At 68.7% G+C, this 19,006-nt stretch carries 15 protein-coding genes; 8 read left to right on the top strand and 7 right to left on the bottom strand.

The genetic code is table 11. The features are described 5' to 3' along the window. Positions 1-7: 7 nt before the first annotated feature. The 7 genes from ACWAUG_RS03835 (at position 8) to ACWAUG_RS03805 (ending at position 8,044) form a co-directional block, all read left to right on the top strand. Positions 8-1,090, top strand: a complete 1,083-nt coding sequence (locus tag ACWAUG_RS03835; protein WP_460801366.1) for an iron chelate uptake ABC transporter family permease subunit — start codon at positions 8-10, stop codon at positions 1,088-1,090. Then, positions 1,090-2,142 (top strand): FecCD family ABC transporter permease, encoded by a 1,053-nt coding sequence (locus ACWAUG_RS03830; RefSeq protein WP_460801364.1) that lies wholly within the window; start codon positions 1,090-1,092, stop codon positions 2,140-2,142. Before ACWAUG_RS03835 ends, ACWAUG_RS03830 begins: the two co-directional genes overlap by 1 nt. Then, entirely contained in the window at positions 2,139-2,939 is an 801-nt protein-coding gene (locus ACWAUG_RS03825; RefSeq protein ID WP_460801363.1) for an ABC transporter ATP-binding protein, read from the top strand. The genes ACWAUG_RS03830 and ACWAUG_RS03825 overlap by 4 nt, the downstream gene beginning before the upstream one ends. A gap of 42 nt (positions 2,940-2,981) precedes the next feature. Then, entirely contained in the window at positions 2,982-4,265 is a 1,284-nt protein-coding gene (locus ACWAUG_RS03820) for an alpha/beta fold hydrolase (protein WP_460801362.1), read from the top strand. A 171-nt stretch (positions 4,266-4,436) separates the two neighbouring features. Continuing rightward, complete coding sequence (locus tag ACWAUG_RS03815; RefSeq protein ID WP_460801360.1) at positions 4,437-5,237, top strand: aggregation-promoting factor C-terminal-like domain-containing protein; 801 nt, start codon at positions 4,437-4,439, stop codon at positions 5,235-5,237. A 69-nt stretch (positions 5,238-5,306) separates the two neighbouring features. After that, positions 5,307-6,329 carry a VOC family protein gene (locus ACWAUG_RS03810; RefSeq protein ID WP_460801358.1) on the top strand — a complete coding sequence of 341 codons (1,023 nt, stop codon included), beginning with the start codon at positions 5,307-5,309 and terminating at the stop codon, positions 6,327-6,329. A 119-nt stretch (positions 6,330-6,448) separates the two neighbouring features. After that, positions 6,449-8,044, top strand: coding sequence for a GDSL-type esterase/lipase family protein (locus tag ACWAUG_RS03805; RefSeq protein WP_460801357.1), 1,596 nt, complete (start codon positions 6,449-6,451; stop codon positions 8,042-8,044). A gap of 60 nt (positions 8,045-8,104) precedes the next feature. Here the strand turns inward: ACWAUG_RS03805 and ACWAUG_RS03800 are convergent, their stop codons facing one another. The 6 genes from ACWAUG_RS03800 to ACWAUG_RS03775 form a co-directional block, all read right to left on the bottom strand. Then, the gene (locus ACWAUG_RS03800) at positions 8,105-13,318 is read right to left on the bottom strand and encodes an endo-alpha-N-acetylgalactosaminidase family protein (protein WP_460801355.1); all 5,214 of its coding nucleotides are present in this window, start codon (positions 13,316-13,318) and stop codon (positions 8,105-8,107) included. A 213-nt stretch (positions 13,319-13,531) separates the two neighbouring features. Continuing rightward, positions 13,532-14,167: a LysE family translocator gene (locus tag ACWAUG_RS03795; RefSeq protein ID WP_298037298.1), complete on the bottom strand. Its 636-nt coding sequence runs from the start codon at positions 14,165-14,167 to the stop codon at positions 13,532-13,534. Between the two features lie 112 nt (positions 14,168-14,279). Then, positions 14,280-15,515 carry an ankyrin repeat domain-containing protein gene (locus ACWAUG_RS03790; protein ID WP_460801353.1) on the bottom strand — a complete coding sequence of 412 codons (1,236 nt, stop codon included), beginning with the start codon at positions 15,513-15,515 and terminating at the stop codon, positions 14,280-14,282. A 95-nt stretch (positions 15,516-15,610) separates the two neighbouring features. Continuing rightward, positions 15,611-16,318 carry a DUF4822 domain-containing protein gene (locus ACWAUG_RS03785; protein WP_460801352.1) on the bottom strand — a complete coding sequence of 236 codons (708 nt, stop codon included), beginning with the start codon at positions 16,316-16,318 and terminating at the stop codon, positions 15,611-15,613. Positions 16,319-16,420: 102 nt separating this feature from the next. Then, positions 16,421-17,041, bottom strand: a complete 621-nt coding sequence (locus tag ACWAUG_RS03780) for a response regulator (protein WP_298037291.1) — start codon at positions 17,039-17,041, stop codon at positions 16,421-16,423. After that, complete coding sequence (locus ACWAUG_RS03775; protein ID WP_460801350.1) at positions 17,038-18,240, bottom strand: sensor histidine kinase; 1,203 nt, start codon at positions 18,238-18,240, stop codon at positions 17,038-17,040. Before ACWAUG_RS03775 ends, ACWAUG_RS03780 begins: the two co-directional genes overlap by 4 nt. Between ACWAUG_RS03775 and ACWAUG_RS03770 the strand changes: the two genes are divergently transcribed. After that, positions 18,239-18,418 (top strand): hypothetical protein, encoded by a 180-nt coding sequence (locus ACWAUG_RS03770; RefSeq protein ID WP_298037285.1) that lies wholly within the window; start codon positions 18,239-18,241, stop codon positions 18,416-18,418. The genes ACWAUG_RS03775 and ACWAUG_RS03770 overlap by 2 nt on opposite strands. Before the next feature lie 175 nt (positions 18,419-18,593). Here the strand turns inward: ACWAUG_RS03770 and ACWAUG_RS03765 are convergent. Then, positions 18,594-19,006: hypothetical protein (locus ACWAUG_RS03765; RefSeq protein ID WP_460801348.1), on the bottom strand; the 413-nt coding region annotated here is incomplete at its 5' end.

Raw genomic sequence — 19,006 nt, 5'->3', positions numbered from 1 at the left:
CCGATCCATGTCGATCGATTCCGCTTCGCGCGGATCCGCGGCGCCGGCAGCAACGCCGGCCGCCGCGGATCCGCCGAGCACCGAGCCGCACGCGCGCGCACCGCGACGCGGCCTGCTGCTCATCCCGCTGATCGCCCTGTGCGCTCTCGCACTGATCGCCAGCATGCTCGTCGGCTCGCGCAGCATCCCTCCCACGGAGGTTCTGAACGCGCTTGCGCACCCCGATGCCGATGACCCGATCTCGCAGACCGTCTGGCTCTCCCGCGTTCCGCGCACCGTGCTCATCCTGCTCGCCGGTGCGGCGCTCGGCGTCGCCGGCGGCCTCATGCAGGCCGTCACGCGCAACCCGATGACCGACCCCGGCATCCTCGGCGTCAACGCCGGCGCATCGCTCGCCGTGGTGGTCGGCCTGGCGTTCTTCGGCGTCACGAGCATCTCGCAGTACATGTGGTGGTCGTTCGCCGGCGCCCTGGCGACCTCCGTGCTGGTGTTCATCATCGGCAACTCCGGCGCCGCCCGGGGCAACCCCGTGCGCATGACGCTGTCCGGCGTCGCGCTGGGCGCCGTGCTCGCCGGGTTCTCGTCCGCCGTGCTGCTGACGAACTCCGATGTGCTGCAGCGCATGCGCGGCTGGTCGGCGGGCACCACCGCCTCGCAGCCGCTCGATGCGACCTGGTCGATCGCCCCGCTGATCATCGTCGGCCTCGTCATCGCAGCCCTGAGCACGCGCTCGCTGGATGTGCTCTCCCTCGGCGAGGCATCCGCCGTCGCGATGGGCGCGCATCCGAACCGCATCCGGCTCGTCGTCCTCATCGCGATCGCTCTGCTCGCCGGCGGCGCGACCGCCGCCGCCGGCCCGATCGGCTTCATCGGCCTGCTGGCGCCGCACGTCGCCCGCATGATCGTCGGGCCGCACCAGGGCTGGATCATGGCCTATTCCGTGCTCATCGCTCCGATCGTGCTCGGCTTCGCCGACGTCGTCGGCCGCGTGATCATCGCCGGAGAAGTCCCCGTCGGCGTCGTCACCGCGTTCATCGGAGCCCCGGTGCTCATCGCGATGGTCCGCCGATTCCGCGTCTCGGAGGCATGATGACCGCCCTCGACTTCGGCCGCCGGATGCACCGGATCGGTCCGTCAGGCAGCCCGTTCCTCATCGTCGACGCGCGCTCCGCGCGCCTGTGCACCGGCCTGTGGATCGCGACGGTCGCCCTCGCATTCATCGCCGTGCTCACCGGTTCCGCCCAGATCACGGCGCTCGAGGCGGCACGCGCGCTGGTGGGCCTCGGCGATGACTACACGAACATGGTGGTGCTCGAATGGCGGGCGCCGCGCATCCTCATGGCGGTCCTGCTGGGCACATGCCTCGCCTTCAGCGGCGCGATCTTCCAGAACCTCACCGCGAACCCGCTGGGTTCGCCCGATGTGATCGGATTCCAGACGGGAAGCTACACCGGCGCGATCGTCGTGATGCTGCTCCTGGGCGGCGGAGCGACCGCGACGATGGTCGGCGCCCTGACCGGTGGGGTCGTCACCGCGTTCGTGGTGTTCTTCCTCGCCTCTCAGCGCGGCTCCATCCGCGGCGTGCGCCTCATCATCGTCGGCATCGGCGTGAGCGCGATGCTCGCATCGGTGAACGTGTGGATCCTGCTGACGGCGACCGTCGAGGATGCCATCATGGCGAGCCTGTGGGGCGCCGGGAACCTGTCGGGCACTTCCTGGCCGGCGTTCCTCACCGCATTCGGATGCTCGGTGCTGCTGATCGGCGCCGCGTGCCTGCTCGCACGGCCCATGCGGCTGACGCGGATCGGCGTCCCGTTCGCGACCGCGCTCGGCCAGAACGTGCGCCGCCTGCAGGTGACGGCGATCTTCATCGGCGTCGGCCTGACCGCGGTCGCCACCGCCACCGCCGGTCCGATCTCGTTCATCGCGCTGGCCGCGCCGCAGATCGCGCGTCGCCTCGTGCACTCGGACGGCCTGGCACTGGGACCGACCGCCGCGGTCGGCTCCTTCCTCCTGCTGCTCGCCGACGTGATCGCGCAGCGCGTCCATCCCGACTCCCCCCTGCCCGTCGGCATCGTGACCGTGTCGATCGGCGGACTGTACTTCCTGTGGCTTCTCCTGCGAGAGGGAAAGAAGAAATGACCAGACTGCGCGTGCACGAAGCCGCCCTGGGATATGCCGACAAGATCATCTGCGCCGAGGTCTCGGTGTCGATCCCGGACGGCGCGTTCACCGTGATCGTCGGGCCGAACGCGTGCGGCAAGTCGACACTGTTGAAGAGCCTGACGCGGCTCCTGCCGCCAAGCAGCGGCAGCGTGCTGTTGGACGGGCAATCGGTGCATCGGATGCCGACGAAGACCATCGCCCGCGAGATCGGCCTGCTGCCGCAGGGGCCGAGCGCCCCGGACGGCATCCGTGTGATCGACCTCGTCTCGCGCGGTCGTTACCCGCACCAGCGCCTGTTCACTCCCTGGTCGCCGGAGGACGAGGTGGCAGTCGCGCAGGCCATGGACGCAACGGGCATCCGCGAGCTGTCCGGACGCCTCGTCGACGAGCTCTCCGGTGGCCAGCGTCAGCGCGTCTGGATGGCGGTCGCGCTCGCGCAGCAAACGTCGATCCTGCTCCTTGACGAGCCGACCACCTACCTCGACCTGAACCACCAGATCGAGCTGCTCGAGCTCTGCCGATCGCTCAATCGCGCGCAGGGCACGACCCTCGTCGCCGTGCTGCACGACCTCAACCAGGCGGCCCGTTACGCCGACCACATCATCGCGATGAAGGACGGGATGATCGTGAGGACCGGATCGCCGGACGAGGTCATCACCGAATCGCTCGTCTCGGACGTCTTCGGGCTGGATGCTCGGGTGATCCTCGACCCCGAATCGAAGAGCCCCCTCGTGGTGCCGCGCTGGCGGCATGCCATCGCGCAGGCGGGCTAGACTCGCGCCGGAGCCCACTGCAAGAGAAGGACGCGCACCGCTGTGATCGAGTACCACCTGCCCGGAATCTTCGTGCGCGAGCAGACGCTCCCCGCTCCCCTGGATTGGAACGATCCAGAGGGTGAGCAGATCGAGGTCTTCGTGCGCGAACTCGTCGACCCGGATCGCCGCACGCAGGATCTGCCGCTGCTGACGTTCCTGCAGGGTGGCCCGGGAGGTGCGAACCCGCGCCCGACCGGCCGGTCCGGGTGGATCGATGAGGCGCTGAAGGACTACCGCATCGTTCTCGTCGACCAGCGCGGCACCGGTCGCAGCACCCCGCTCGAGGCGACCATGATCGCCGAACGCGGCGAGCGCGGCGGGGAATTCCTCGCCTGCTTCCGCGCCGACTCGATCGTACGCGACCTTGAACTCGTGCGCCGCGAGGTCTACGGTTCCCGCCGCTGGGCGACGCTCGGGCAGAGCTACGGCGGATGGCTGACGATGGCCTATCTCAGCTACGCGCCCGAGGCGATCACCGCGTCGTATGTGTGCGGCGGCATCCCCGGCATCCCGGCCGATGTCGACGAGGTCTACCGGCGCACGTTCACCCGCACCGAGCAGAAGAACGCCGAGTACCGTCGCCGCTTCCCGCACGATGTCGACACGGTGGCGGCGATCGCGGACGTCCTCGCCGGCAGCGACGTGCACCTCGCGGACGGCGACCGGCTCACCGTCGAGCGCTTCCAGTCGCTCGGTTCGGACTTCGGCATGAAGCCCGGTTTCGAGCGGATGCACTGGCTGATCGATGAGGCTTTCATCCGGCCCGGCCGCCTCTCGGAGGCGTTCCTCGCCGGCGTCCACGCGCGCACGTCCTCGGCCGGCGGCCCGCTGTACTGGTCGCTGCAGGAGAGCATTTACGCCGATGGCACCCGCGGCGCGACCGCCTGGTCGGCGCAGCGCGAGCGCGACCGGCGTCCGCAGTTCGGCGTTGCCGAGAGGCCGCTGCTGTTCACCGGCGAGATGTCGTTCCCCTGGATGTTCGAGCAGGTGCGTCTGCTGCGCCCGGCAGCATCCGCCGTGCACGCCCTGCACGAGCGCGGCGAGTGGCCGGCGCTGTACGACCTCGACCGACTGGCCGCCAACGAAGTACCCCTGGCCGCGGCGGTGTACTTCGACGATATGTACGTCGATTCGGGCCTGCAGCTGGACACCCTTTCGAAGGTCGGGAACGCGCAGAACTGGGTGACGAACGAGTTCGAGCACGACGGCATCGCGACCCCCGAGGTCTTCCGGCGTCTGCGCGCGATGGTGCGGGACCACGGCGGGGAGCTCCCCGACCGCTGAGCGGGGCGCATACGACGATCGAGCGAGGGCGCTCACACCGCACATCCAGCGTTCACGGATCAAGCATTCAGCCGGGATGATGCAGAATCGTTACCTTGCGCGCCCATCCCGACGGCGCGACTGCCGCCACGACGCGGCTCTCGGATACCTCAAAGGATCGTTACGTTCGTCATGCTCGAAACCCACTCGCTCTCCACGCCCCGTCACCGCACCGCCGTCCTCACCGTCACCGCCGGCCTCGCCTTGGGCCTGATCGCCTCCCTCGGACTCGCCAGCATCGCACCCGCTGCGGCATCCGAATCCGCTCGCACGACCATCGCCGAAAGCGCGCAGGTCGGGCTGAACGCCGCCACCGGCGCCGTCACCGCGACCACCGCGCGGGCTGCGCTCACTTCCGCCGCCGCCACAGTTCTCGACGCGGCATCCACCGATCTCGACCTCGGCGCCGAGCCCATCGCGATCCAGACCGACGGACTCGTCGGCGCCCTCGACGGCGCGACCGATGCCGACGACGCGTTCGCGCACGCCGTGGCCACCGCCGCCATGTCCATGCAGACCGAACTCGTCGAGGCTCAGACCACCGCCCTTCGTGGCCGCATCGATGCCGCCACCGAGAAGGCCGCAGCGGCCGAAGCGGCCGCCGCTGCCCTCGCCGCCGCGAACACGCCGGACGGCGCTCGCCGCACGGCCCAGACGATCGCCGCCGACCAGTACGGCTGGGGCGCCGACCAGTTCTCGTGCCTGAACTCCCTGTGGAACAAGGAGTCGAACTGGAACTACCAGGCCTATAACAACGACGGCGGCGCGACCGGCATCCCGCAGTCGCTCCCCGGCAACAAGATGGCCAGCTTCGGCGACGACTGGGCCACCAACGCCACGACGCAGATCAAGTGGGGGCTGGACTACATCTCCCGCGCGTACGGCACCCCGTGCTCGGCCTGGGGCCACTCGCAGGCCGTCAACTGGTACTGATCCCGACCATCAGCACACGACTTCGTTGCCGCGGGAACAATTCCGCGGCAACGGTCGTTGCACCCCGATGTGACCGCCCAGACCAGCCCTCGCCTCTCCTCGACCGCTCGATGGATCTTCGGCTCGACGATCATCATCGCGGCCATCGCCGTCCTCATCATCGGACTGGCACTCTCCGACCGACCGGCCGAACCAATGGCCCAGCCAGCATCGGAAGAGGCGTCGGAGCCCGTTGAAGCCGGCCCCGTCATCACGGATCCCGCCGCGCGGCTTCCGGAGGCCACCGCCATGGGCGAGATCGAGATCGCCGCGCAGGACCTGCCGACGATGACGGCCTTCTACCGGGACATCCTCGGCCTCGAGATCCTCGAGCAGTCGGATGAGTCGGTCTCGCTCGGGCACGACGAGTCATTGATCCGCTTGACCGCGACGTCGGGTGGGGCCGATGATCCGACGAGCGCAGGGCTCTACCATTCGGCGCTGCTCTACCCGGATGCAGCCTCTCTCGCGCAGACGCTGGTCACCGTCGCCCAGCTATCCCCGCAGTCCTATCAGGGCAGCGCCGACCACGCCGTGAGCCTGGCGTTCTACATCGGCGATCCCGAGGGCAACGGTGTCGAGCTCTACATCGACCGCCCCGAGGACGAGTGGGTGTGGGAGAACGGCGAGGTCGTCATGGGCAGCGCCTTCCTCGACCCGAACCAGTTCATCGACGAGAACCTCACCGGTGACGCCGACGGCCCTGCGACCATGGGCCACGTGCACCTGCGCGTCGGGGACCTCGACGAGGCCCGCGCCTTCTACTCCGGCGTTCTCGGTTTCGATGTGACCGCCGTGAGCGATGGAGCCCTGTTCTATTCGGCCGGCGGCTATCACCACCACGTGGCCACCAACACATGGCAGAGCAGCGGCGCGGGTGAGCGCGGCGAGACCGCCGGCCTCCGCGCGCTCACGGTCACGGTTCCTGCCGCATCCGATATCGACGACATCGCCTCCCGGCTGACGGACGCCGGCATCGAGAACGATTCGTCGGGCCCCGCTCTCGTCACCGCGGACCCCTGGGGGAACACGGTGCGCTTCGTCGTGGGCTGATCGCGTCGCGCCTCTTTCTCGCCATTAGACATCTGACGTCCGATCTCCTGCTACTGTGCTGTCAGAATCGACGACGCTTCACCCGCTCGCGACGTCGTGACCGACACGAGGGAGCGCACATGAAGCGATGGATGTCGGCGGCACTCGCCGCCGTGATGATGATGGGAGCAGTGGCTCTGAGCACAGCAGCGGCCGCACCGGCGCAGGAACCCGTGCGGATCACCCCCGGCGCCTATTCTCTGAGCGCCTCCCCCTCGCATGCCCAACTCGACATCGCGGGCATCTCGACCTCCGCCGGGGCCCGCGCCATCACCTCCGCGGAGCGCGGCTCGGCCGCCCAGTCCTGGTGGTTCGCGCAGGTCTCCCCCGGTGTTCACCGCATCAGCAATGTGAACAGCGGGCTCTGCCTGCAGGATGCCGCGGCCACCGGCGGCGCTCTCACACAGCAGAGCTGCACGGGCAATGATGCCCAGCTCTGGCAGGTCGTCGCCGACGGCACCGGTTTCCAGGTGCAGAACCGGGCGAGCGGGCGGATGCTCACGGCATCCGCAACCGGCGTCGTCTCGGCGACGACAACCGGCGATGCCGACCAGCGGTGGGTCATCGCACCCCACCGCCTCGCCCGTGTCGCCGCCTGGGGCACCTCGCTGACCGCCGGAGGCCCCGCATTCTCGGACCAGACCGTGCGCATGGTCGTTCGCCCGACGGTCACCGGAAACGCACAGCGCCTCACGTTCTCGAACCGCTTCGGCAGCGCGCCCCTCACGATCAGCGCCGCCTCGGTCGCACCGCAGGCGATGGGCCTGTCGACGACCGGCACGCCGGCCGCCGTGCGGTTCGGCGGCAGCACGAGCGTGACGATCCCCGTCGGAGCTGAAGTGATCAGCGACCCGGTCAACGTGGCGATCTCGCCCGACCGCAACCTCATCGTGAGCGTCTATGTGCAGGGCGATGTGCCCACGTCGACGTTCCACAGCATGGCGTTCACATCCAACGGCATCGCCGCGGGAGACCAGGCGTCCTCGAGCGCCGAGGCCCCGTTCACGACGACCTCCACGTCGTTCTTCTTCCTCAAGAGCATCGACGTCATCTCGGCGACCGCTTCGGGCACGACCGTGACGCTCGGCGATTCGATCACGGATGGTTTCGGATCCACCCGCGATGGCTTCACCAGCTGGCCCGCTCAGCTCGCGCAGCGCCTGCACGCGGATAGCGCACAGCGCGGCATCGTGAATGCCGGCATCTCGTCGAACCGGGTGACGATCGACTCGACGTCCACGACCCTCGCCCGGGGGATGAGCGCGGTCGAGCGCTTCGACTACGACGTCGCATCCGTGCCGGGCGTGACGACCGTCGTGCTCTTCGAGGGCATCAACGACGTCGGCGACGGTGTGAGCGCACCGCAGCTCATCGCGGGTTATGAATCCCTCGTCCAGCAGGCGCGCGACGCCGGACTGCAGGTCATCGGCGCGACCATGACCCCCTTCAACGGCGTCGCCGCGTACACCGCCGAACGGGAATCGGTGCGCACGACGGCCAATGAATGGATGCTGTCGAGCCACCTCTACGACGATGTGCTCGACTTCTCGGCAGCCGTCGCCGACCCCGCCGATGCGACGCGCCTCCTGCCCGCGAACGACAGCGGCGACCGCATCCACCTCTCCTCGGAGGGATACCGGGTACTCGCGGAGGTCATGCGGGAGGCGCTCGACTGACCGCCGGTCACGACGACGGTGCGGTCGCCCGAGGGCGACCGCACCGTCGTCACCGCGGGGTCAGACTCCGCGGCGCGAGCGAACTCGCAGACGCATCCCGACGACTGCCGCGGCGATCGCCGCGAGCAGCACGACCGCGAGACGTGCTCCGTCGAGCCCCGTGATCGCCAAGCCGCCGTCCGGCGCATCGACCGCAGCGCTGACGATGAGATCGGCCCGGGCGATCTCAGCACCGGTCGCGTCGGTCACGACGAGCGCGTGCTGCCCGGCCGTGGTCGAGACGGGGATGGTGACCGTCGCCAGTGCCGTGCCGTCTGCACCGACGACCACCTGGCCGAGCAGCACCGGGTCGGAATGCAGCCAGAGCTGCACCGCGCCACCGGCGTCGAAGCCGCGCAGCTGCACATCGATCGAGCCGCCTGCGCGCACCGAGTCGACGCCGAGGACGACCTCGGGCCCTGTCGGCTCCTCAGCCGCGGTCACCTCGAGCGCAGCGGATGCCGCGGTCTCCCCCGCCGCGTCGCGCACGCTCAGCGTGTAGTCGCCGGCTGCTGCATCCGCGGGGATGAGGACGTCGGTGCGCAGTGCTCCGTCGCGGTCGACAGCGGAGCCCGCCAGACGCCGGTCATCGAGCCAGAAGGAGACCGCCGAATCAGGCGCGAACCCGCTCAGTTCGGTCGAGACCGTGCCACCGGCCGCGACCGACGAGGAACCGAGGATCAGCAGCGGGTCGACCGCGGTGTCGCAGTCGCCGAGTTCGTCATCCGGCCGCGCCGCGGGGGCGTGGCCGGCGGGCGCCGTCGACGGGGTTCCGTAGACGGCCATCTCCGCGGCGGCGGCGAACGGTGTGCCGTCGGTGATCGGCGAGACCGCCGTGACACGGAGGAACTGCGCGTCGACGGCGTCGAAGAGGACGTCCTGCCAGTCGGCGCCGTCGACCCACTCCCCCTCGGCGACGACGGCATACTGGGAGCCATCGGTCGAGGCCTCGACCGTGTACCCCTTGATCGGGCCGTTGCGGTTCGCCGGGCGGCGCAGATAGGCGATGCCCTCGACCTGTTCGATCGAGCCGAGATCGAAGACGAGCTCGTGCGGATACGTCGGGCTCGCGCCGTTGTACTGCGTGTGCCAGATGGTCGATGCATCGCCATCGAGCAGGAGCTCGGCCGGGCCCTCCTTCACCCCGGCACCCCTCTCCTCCGAGCTCGCCGTCACCGAGATCTGGCTGTTCGGAATGCGGGCGCGCGAAGCGACGTCGGCATTCACCGTCACCGTCGTCGTGCGCACGTCGCAGTCGGCGAGGTACGTCGCAGAGATGCCGATGCGGGCGCTCGTGCCCGCGGCATCCGCCGGCGCGGTGACGAGCCAAGCGGTCGTCACCGATTCTCCCGCGGCGACCTCGTCGAACAGGTTCGACGAGCCGCCGGAGACGAGCACCTCGTAGCCCTCGGGCACGTCGAGCGAGACGCCGACGTTCTCGACGGCGATCTCCTCGGCGTTCGTGAACGTCGTCTCGAAGACCGTCGGAACGCCCGGCGCCAGTGCCGCGTCGCGAGCCGAGACCGTCGCGCAGGCCGTGCCGCCGGGGGTCTCGCCGAGATCGGTGACGGTGAAGTCGTCGAGGACGAAGCTCACCGCAGCACCGCCGATGCGCTCCAGGCCCACCCACGATGCGTCGCCGCATCCGACGGTGAGCTCGTGCGAGAACCTCGTCGTCTCGAGCGCCTGCTCGAGAGGAGTCGCCTGCAGCGTCGTCGACCGCACGTCGCCGTCGGCGAGCGTGTCGACGCCCTGCAGCCAGCGGTACGAGCCGGTCGCACCGACCTGATAGTCGAACGCGATCTCATAGGTGTGCCCGGCCTGCAGGTCGACGAGCGTCGGATCCGTGCGGTACACGATGCCGTTGTTCTCACTGTTCGACATGAGCGAATGATCGCCCGAGAGCACACTGTCGACGGCGAGGCCTGCGACCGAACCGCTCGCGTGCGGCGCCGCGGTGTTGCGCCACTCCTTCGAGGTGTATGGATCATTGCGCTGCGAGATGCTCGTGCGCGGGTCCTCGATGCCGCCGGCATCGCCCTTCACGAACGGCCCCCAGCCGGGCTGATTCCCCTCGAAGTCGTTCGAGTACACCGCACCGGATGCCGTGGGGCCGGTCGTGTCGACCATGACGCGGGCGTTGTCGATCGACACCGCGGCGTCGCCGTCCGCGGCCGCGATGGAGACCGCGGCCTCGCCGGATTCGGGCGCGATGAACGAGACCGAAGCGCGCTGATAGCGCAGCGCCGCCTTCGAATCGGCGCGCATGTAGTTCACGGTCGGCGAGAGGCTCCAGCTGCGCTCGGCAGTCCCCGCACCGGTATCGGCGGCGATCGTGACGCTGCGCTGCTCGGTCGCCTCGATCTCGACCTGCGCCGAGAACGAGTAGCGCTCGCCGGGGGTGAGCCCGGTCAGCCGCTGCGAGATCGACGCCTCGCCCGAACCGAGCACCACGATGTTGTCGCCGGTCGGGTCGGCCTTGCGGCCGCCCTCGTCGGTGCGCACGAGACCGACGTCGCCGCGCGGGTTCCAGGCGTCGAGCGTTCCGGCGTTGAAGCCGGGGTCTTCGATGCCGCCGCTGCGGTACTCGACGGCTGCGCGGGCGGATGCCGCGGTGGGCTCCACCACGTAGGCGGTGCCCGCCTCGCCGGTGAGCGTGAGCGCAGCATCCGATGCCCGAACCGTGCCGACCCGCTCGCGCCCCTGATCGGTGAGCTCGTAGACGACGAACTCCTCGGCGCCGGCGAAGGCGGCCGTGAGGTCGAAGGCGTGCTCGCCGCCGGATGCCGAGTAGAAGTACATCTTGTCGGCGTCGACGGGGCTGCCGGTCTCGTCGCTCGACTCGAGCGACTGCCACGGCAGCAGGTACGAGTCGCCGCGCAGCACGGTCGCGCCGCCCATGGTGATCGTGCGCACGCCGTCGTCGATCGTGATCTCGACGCCGTCGGTGAGGGTGGCGGCGACGTCCTGCTCGTAGCTGAGCAGGTCGAAGTGCTGCACGAACTTCGTCGGCAGGCTCACCTCCCAGACGTTGCCGATGAAGCCATCCCAGTTGCTGTTGCCGGCCCATCCTTCGGCGTCGACGAGGTCCTGGTGGCCGAGCAGGGAATCGGCGTTCCAGATGTCAGCCTCGCCGTTCTGCATGAAGCGCACCATCGTCGAGTTGATGCCCTTGTTCTCGACGCCGCCGTAGTTCAGGTCGGTGGGCCAGTGCGCCCAGACCGCGTTGTCGACGAAGCGGTCGCCCCATTCGGTGGCGACCTCGAGCCCCATGTCGTTGAGCTCATCGGCGAGCTCCTCCGCGACCCAGCCGTTGGAGTAGTACACGTCGATGTAGACGCCGGAGAGCCCGGGCACCTCGTCGGCGAGCTGCTGGAACCGGTCGAGGACGAGCCCCTGGCCGAGATCCTTCTGCTGGTCGATGTAGAACGACTGATCCAGCCAGTTCCATCCGGGGTTGAACGGCGCACTGCCGGTGAGGGTCGCCGGGTCGAACGAGTTCGCCTGCGGGTACGCCTCGGTCGCGTTGACGTGCACCGACATGTCGGCGTTCAGAGCCTTGCCCTGCTCGACGAGCTCGTTCAGCGCGTCGAGCCCACCGGCGCGCTCGTTGTAGTTCCCGCCGTAGTCGGTGTTCGCAGAATCGTGGCCCTCGCTGCCGAAGCCCTTGTTCAGCACCCACTGGCCGAGGCCGTCGGTCTGGTTCGCGATGCGCTGCGTGTTGTCGAGCACGAGGTCGAACGGGTTCGTCGCGCTCGAGGCGAAGTTGAAGGGGATGCGGTTGACGACGCGGTCGGCGACCCGCTCGCCGCCGTACCGGGCGCCAGTCGCTTCACGTTGCGCGATCGCGGCATCCTGCCAGTCGACGGAGCCGTCGTCGTTGCGGTCTGTCGCGAGCACGACGGTGACGCGCGGCAACTCGTGCTCGACGACGCGCTCGTCGATGGCCGAGGTCGGGTTGATGAGCCAAGCGCTCGAGCCGATCGCGGCTCCCGTGCCCGAGACCGACGTGGTCAGACGGGTGTTCCAGGACGCGGTGCCGTTGCTCGCCTGGGTGGTGGCGTTCGTGACGACGCCGCCGACGAGGTCGCCGTCGCCGAGGAACGCATAGGCCGCGTTCGCCGATGCCTTCGCCGTCTCGGCGGTGACGGGCAGATGCTCATCGGCGGAGGTGCGCGAGTCGGGGCTGACGACGGTGCGGTCGAGCACGACCTCGCCGTCGCCGACGGATGCCGTCAGGAACGCATTCCCGCTCAGCCCGAGGGTGTTCACGGTGCCGTCGACCTCGGTGACCTCGAAGCGCACGACGCCGGCGTCGTCGACGCGGATCTCGCTGCGGATGGTCACGTCGACGCCGTCGAGCACCGAGACGTAGCGGACGATGTCCTCCTCGGCCTCAGCTGTCGTCGTCGCGGTGCGCTCGGCGCCGTCGACGACCCACTTCGAGTAACCGGTCTGTCCGCCGAGCTCGGCGTCGCCGACCCGGTAGCCGCTGATCGTCGGGAACCCCTGCGCGAGGATGGCGGTCGTGCCGCCGTTAGAGATCTCGAAGACGTCGCCGATCGGTTCGCCGGGCTCTTCGGGCTCCGGATCGGGCTCCGGCTCCGGCTCCGGCAACGCCGGAACGGCCTCATCGGAGAGCACCGAGAGCTCACCGATCCCGCCGCCGGTCGTGCCCTGCGCGGTGCGGATCTCGAAGGCGACGTACCGGCCGGTGACGGCCTCGTCGAACTCGATGCGCTGCTGCTCGTCATCCGCGGTTGGGGCGTTGAGCGTCGCGGTCGCGACCGGATCGCCCCAGTGACCGTCGGAGGGCGAACCTGCGGCGGCCTCGGCGTCGTCGGTGACGTAGACGGCGACCTCGGACGCCGCGACCTTCTGCCCCTGCTTCACGGAGTAGTCGACCCCGGCGATCGAGAGCGACTGCTGCAGGTCGAGGGCCAGCCAGTGCGGGAACGGCGCCTCGTCGGCGTAGCGCGAAGTCCACTGCGTGGTGAAGTCGCCGTCGAATGCGGCGAGCGCGGTGCCGTCGAGTGCCGGCGGTGCCGGCCAGGCGTCGGACTCGCTCGAGACACCGAGCAGCTCGTAGTCGGTCTTCGGGACGTCGATGAGGTCGGCAGCGGATGCCGGGAGGATGCCGCCGGTGATGATCCCGCCGCACATGAGCGTCCCGACGAGCGCGGAGGCCAGGAGTTTCGGGGGCCGGACGGATCTTCTGGTTCTCTCGTGCGTCACGGGCTGCTCTCCTTCGAGTGGTGCGCGGGTACCCTCCGGCGCATCCGAGCAGCGCCGACGGGATGTTTCCGCACACACGCTAGTCAGGTCAGCGCTGAAAAGTGAAGACTTCTGACTGATTTGGCGCAAACATTTTCAGAATCGAACACGCTGAAGCGTGGGGTTGGAGCACGCTTCAGGCACGGATCACGGGGATCCGGCGTACCGCCCGTCTCAGCGCTGCTCGAGGGCGAGTTTCGCACCGAAGCCGATGAGCACGCTGCCGGCGATCCGGTCGATGATGCGCAGCGATCGGGCGCTCGCCAGCCATTTGCGGGCCCAGACCGCCCCGAAGATGATGAGCGCGAACCAGATCATGCCGAGCGCATCGTGCACGAGGGCGAGCAGCAGACCCATCGCCAGCGGTGCGGCATCGGGCGGGATGAAGTGCGGGATCGTCGCGATGTAGAACACGCCGATCTTCGGGTTCAGCAGGTTCGTGCCGACGCCGGTGCCGAACGAGCGCCACGACGAGCCGCGCACGGGCTGGGCGGTCTCGTCGACGGCGAGCGCCGTGCGGGTGAAGCTGCGCATGATCATCGATGCCCCGAGGTAGGCCATGTAGGCCGCCCCGCCGATGGTGACGATGCGGTACGCCACCTCGGATGCCGCGAGCAGCGCCGCAGCGCCCACAGCGGCGGCCGCGCCCCAGAGCAGCACGGCGCTCACGATACCGAGGGCCGTGGCGAAAGCATCCGCCCGGCCGCGCACGAGTGCCGAGCGCAGCACGAGCGTGGTGTCGAGACCGGGGATGACGGTGAGCATCGCGGCGACGACCGTGAATCCGAGGATCGCCTCACCGATGGTCATCCCCTCAGAATATCTCCGCGCCCCACCCCGCCGAACCGGCCCCGCCCGGCACATGTCGCTGCGGATGCTCCCAGAGCACCCGCAGCGGCACGGTCAGCACCCGCCGCACTCGTCAACCGGCGGACTCCAGCACCCGTACGACCCCGGTCTGGCCCTGGTCGCGGGCGTGGTCGAGCGCCGTGGCGCCGTTCTTGTCGGGGATGGAGATGTCGGCGCCGGCATCGACGAGCGTCGTGACGATGTCGACGTAGCGTTCGGATCCGTCGCCGAAGATGACGGCTTCGAGAAGGGCCGTCCAGCCGAGGTTGTTGACATGGTTCAGGTCGACATCGGTCTGCGCGACGCGTTCGATGTAGGCGGCGTGGCCGCGCTCCCCCGCCGGGATCGGCGAGAGGCCGCCGAAGCGGTTCGGGATCGTCATGTCGGGGTTCGCGGGCAGCAGCGCTTCGAGCATCGCGACGCTGCCGGTCACACCGGTCACGAGCCACGGGGTGTCGTGCTGGTGGTCGAGGGCATCCGGGTCGGCGCCGAGAGCGACGAGCAGCCGGGCGACGTCGACGCGGTCGTTCGCCGCGGCGAGCAGCAGCGGCGTCTGCTGCAGATCGTTCCGCGCCTCGATGTCGGCGCCGGCGCGCAGGGCGAGAGCCGCGGCATCCGCATCGCCGGTTTCTGCGGCGTCGAGGAGGCGACGGTCGGCGTCGGAGGCATCCGCCTCTGAATCGACCGCGGCCCGGATGATCCGCGCTTGTGCGTCGAGCCCGTTCTGCTGGGCGAGCTCGAGGGGCGTCAGCCCGTCCTGCTCTGAGGGGATCGTCATGTCTGCTCCTCCTGCCGCGAGCACGCGGACGGTGTCGATGTAGTCGTCGGGCTGTTCGGCCTTCGCGAAGACGAGCGCTTCGTGCAGCGCCACCCAGCCGAGTCTGTTCACGTGGTCCTGGTCGATTCCTGCTTGGATGAGCCGTCCGACGATGTTCGCATGACCGCGTTCCGCGGCGCGGATGAGCCCCGTGCCGTTCCACGAGTCGAGGCTGCCGACGTCCGCGCCGTGCTGGAGGGTGAGCTCGAGCAGCGGGAGGTATCCCTCGCTCGTGGCGATCAGGTAGGCGCTCTGCTCGGTGGTGTCCTTCGCGTTCACGTCGGCGCCTTCGTCGATCAGACGGGTCGCCTCGTCGATGTCGTTCGCCCAGGCCGCGGCGATCAGTTTTTCGTCGATCGCCTGCTGTTCGGCATCGTCGACGGCCGGGGCAGCGATGCTCGGCTCGGGTCGGGGCTCGGCGACCGCGCATCCGGCGAGCAGCAGGGCGATGGATGCCGTGGCCGCCGTCGCCAGGAGGAATCGGGTGTTCATGGTCGGAGTCCTTTCGAGAAGCACGGGTGAGAAGGGGCCAGGCCGCGGGGTGCCGGAGGGAGGGGGTGTTCCGCGGCCTGGCCCTGCTGGGTCACTCAGTTGGTGCGGGTGCGGCGCACCTTGCGAGTGATGAACAGTGCCGCACCGCCGAGGAGCACGATCACTCCGGCGACGACCGCGACGACGGGGCCGGCGTTGCCGGTGTCCGCGAGTTCGGCGTCGGCTTCGGCGTCGGCATCCGCCGGAGCGGTGGTCTCGGCATCCTCGTCGGTCTCGGCTTCATCGACCGATGCGGTCGTTCCGGGCTCGGGGTGGTCGGTGGGCGTGTGGATGATGTCGTAGTAGACGTCGGTGGCGGTCTCGTCGGGGATGACACGGTAGGTGAAGACGTCTTCGGTCAACTCGGTGATCGGCACGACCCGCTCGAACATGACCTCGCCGGCGTCGTCCTTCGCAACCAGCGTGCGCTCGGAGGCATCGGGCGAGACGGCCCAGTCGCCCTGCATCTTCGGGGTGTCGTCGAGGTTGTACATCGTGAACGTGCCGTCGGTGTTGTAGTAGGCCCAGCCGACGAAGTTCGCGACGTTCTCGTCGGTGAGCGCGACGTCTTCGCCATCCTGGTCGACGGCGCCGGTGGTCTCCCAGGGGGTGCCGGAGAGCAGGTCGGATCCGGATGCTGCGGCCGCCGCCGTGACGGATGCCGGAGCGGATGTCTGCTCGGCGGCGATCGCGCCACCGGCGGGGATGGCGCCGAGCGCGACGGCGGTGAGGACGGATGCGGTGAGGATCGTACGGTTCGTCATGGTCTTCCTTCTTCCTGGAGCGGGTATGCATTCCACGTTAGGAATCGGGAAGAACAGGCACATCAACCGATCAGTTGAAGCCGCCTGACAGAAGCCTGAGCGTCAGAGGCGGATGATGCCGCGTTTGATGGCGACGGAGATCGCGGCCTGCCGGTTGTCGGCGCCGAGTTTGGTGAAGGCATGGTGCAGGTGCGTCTTCACGGTCGCCTCACTGAGGTGCAGTTCGCGGGCGAGATCACGGTTCGAGTGGCCGTTCGCGGCGAGGGCGAGCACCTCGAGCTCCCGGGCGGTCAGCGCCTCTTCCGGCCGGTCGATGCGCTCGAGGAGCCGCTCGCCGATCGGGCCGTCGAGCTGCCCGGCGCCGCGGGCTGCGGTGCGGATGGCCCGGAAGAGTTCGGCCGGACGGCTGTCCTTCACGAGGTAGCCGGCGGCACCGGCATCCAGAGCCCGCACGATGTCGGCATCGGAGTCGTATGCCGTGAAGACGAGCACCTGCGTCTTCGGGTTCGCAGCCCGGATCGCACGGATCGCATCGATGCCGTCGGGCAGGTCGTCGCCGAGGTCGAGGTCGACGAGAGCGACGTCGATCCCGTCGGCGGCTGCGGCTGCCTCCGCGACGGTTCCGACGTCGGCGATGACCTCGAGGTCGTCCTGGGTGTCGAGCACCGCTCGCACGCCGTGGCGGAGCACAGGGTGGTCATCCAGAAGCAGGATTCGGATCATTGTTCTCCTCCGGTCGTCGGGATGACGGCTGCGATGACGGCCCCTTCGCCGGCATACGATTCGATCGTCAGCGCACCGCCCAGGGACTCGATGCGCCAGCGCATCGCCCGGATGCCGAAGCCTCCCGATTGCGGGCCTTCAGGTTCTGTCCGACTCGTCCGATCGTCCGCGTCGAAGCCGATGCCGTCGTCGGCGATATCGACGCCGACCTCCTCGTCGAAGAAGGTGAGGGTGACGTGGATGGATGCTGCGCGCGCATGCTTGCTCGCATTCGTGAGCGCTTCCTGCACCACTCGCTGGAGCGCGTGCAAGACCTTTTCGGGCACGTCGCGTTCGACGCCCGATACGGAGAATTCCGCACCGGCATCCGCTGACTGCGCTCGCAGCGCCGCCGTGAGCGACACCACATCCGTTCGCGGATCCGCCAGGCCGTGCAGGAGTCGGCGCGTCTCGATCAGCCCTTCGCGCAGCGCATCGCGGGCTCCGCTGACCGCAGCGCTCTGCTCGCCGGGGCGGAGGCCGTCGGATTCGAGCATGAGAAGCGCGGTCGCCGTGCGCTGCACCACGGTGTCGTGCAGTTCGCTCGCGACGCGTTCGCGTTCGGCGAGGGCTCCGGCGTCGCGTTCCGAACGCGCGAGCTGCGCTCTCGTCTCGACGAGCTGGTCGATCAGCATCCGCTGCTCATCGAGCGCGCGGTCGAGCGACGCATAGGCGGAGGCGAGGATCAGGCCGCCGAAGAACGGCCCGAGCACGAGGCCGAGGTCGTCGCCGTTCGACATGAGGAAGAGGCCCGCACTGACCGCGACGACGATGACGGCGGAGATCACCAGAGCGAGGCGCCCGCGGATGACCCGGTGCACGGCGAAGAACAGCGCGAACCCGCACCAGCCGAACGACGGTGCGAGCACGACGAGCGGCAGCCAGAAGCCCGTAGCCAGGAGCAGTCCGAGCCCCTGCCGGGAGACGATCACGTCGAGGCCTGTTGACGCATCACTCGCACGTTTGCCGATCACGGCGACCGCATAGCTCACGCCGGCGCCGATGGCGAGCACGAGCGCCGCGATGCCCACGCCCTCGAGCGGATGCCTGCTGAAATATCGGATTCCGCACACAACCAGCAAGATGGCGAACCCGATATCGACCGCACGATCAACCGCCCGCAAGCGGCGCGCGATACCGGTCGCAGAATCGGTGCCCATGCCTGGCAACCTACCGTGCATCGTCGGCGCATTCGCCCTGACGGTCGCGGTACTGATTCTTCTCGGAGGTCTGACGCCGACCCTGTGGTTGACCGTCGCCGCAATGGTGCTGCTCGCTACGGCCATCGTTCTACGAATCCGGCAGCTCGTGCGTGACAACAACGACGCCACGACGTAGCCGCAATCATTCGACGAAACCTCGAGGTGAGCGCGGCACGCTCGTACCCTGCCGAAAACGTCGAGCCGGCCCTTTCGGCGCGTTGGGTTTCGGCAGGCGGTTTCGGCAGGTCTCCAACCGGCGTGTCATGCGGTCGCTGTGATTCGCGACGGTGGCTGTCGCTAAAAACGCAGAGCTAGATGTCGTCTTTGGCTTTGGTCAACGCTTCGATGACGGCGGGTAAGTAGCGACGCACCTGGTCTTGGTCGCTCTGTTGTTCCTCGTCCGATAGATCTGGGTAGCTGGTGGCTATTTGCTTGTCCCATCGAGCGACTAGTTCGGCTGGGAGCAGCAACGAGCCATCGCGCTGACGCTGACCTTGGTCGTGCACGTATTTTTGCCAGTGAGCCCACCGCGTATGTTCTACGGAGGCCAGGATCTCGATCGTGCGTGCGTTCTCGAGGGTTGCGCGGATTTGGTCGTCAGTAGGCATCAGATCAGGTTCTGTTTTACGAGCTTCCAGTAGTGCTGGCTGAATCGGCCTGACTTTCGTTCCGTTCTTCAAGCAAGGATGGAAGACGATGAACAGGAAGTATTCACCGGAGATGC

Source organism: Microbacterium sp. GXF6406 (genome assembly GCF_054798215.1).
Note: the sequence above shows the minus strand (reverse complement) of the source record. Positions and strands in the feature narration are given on the sequence as shown.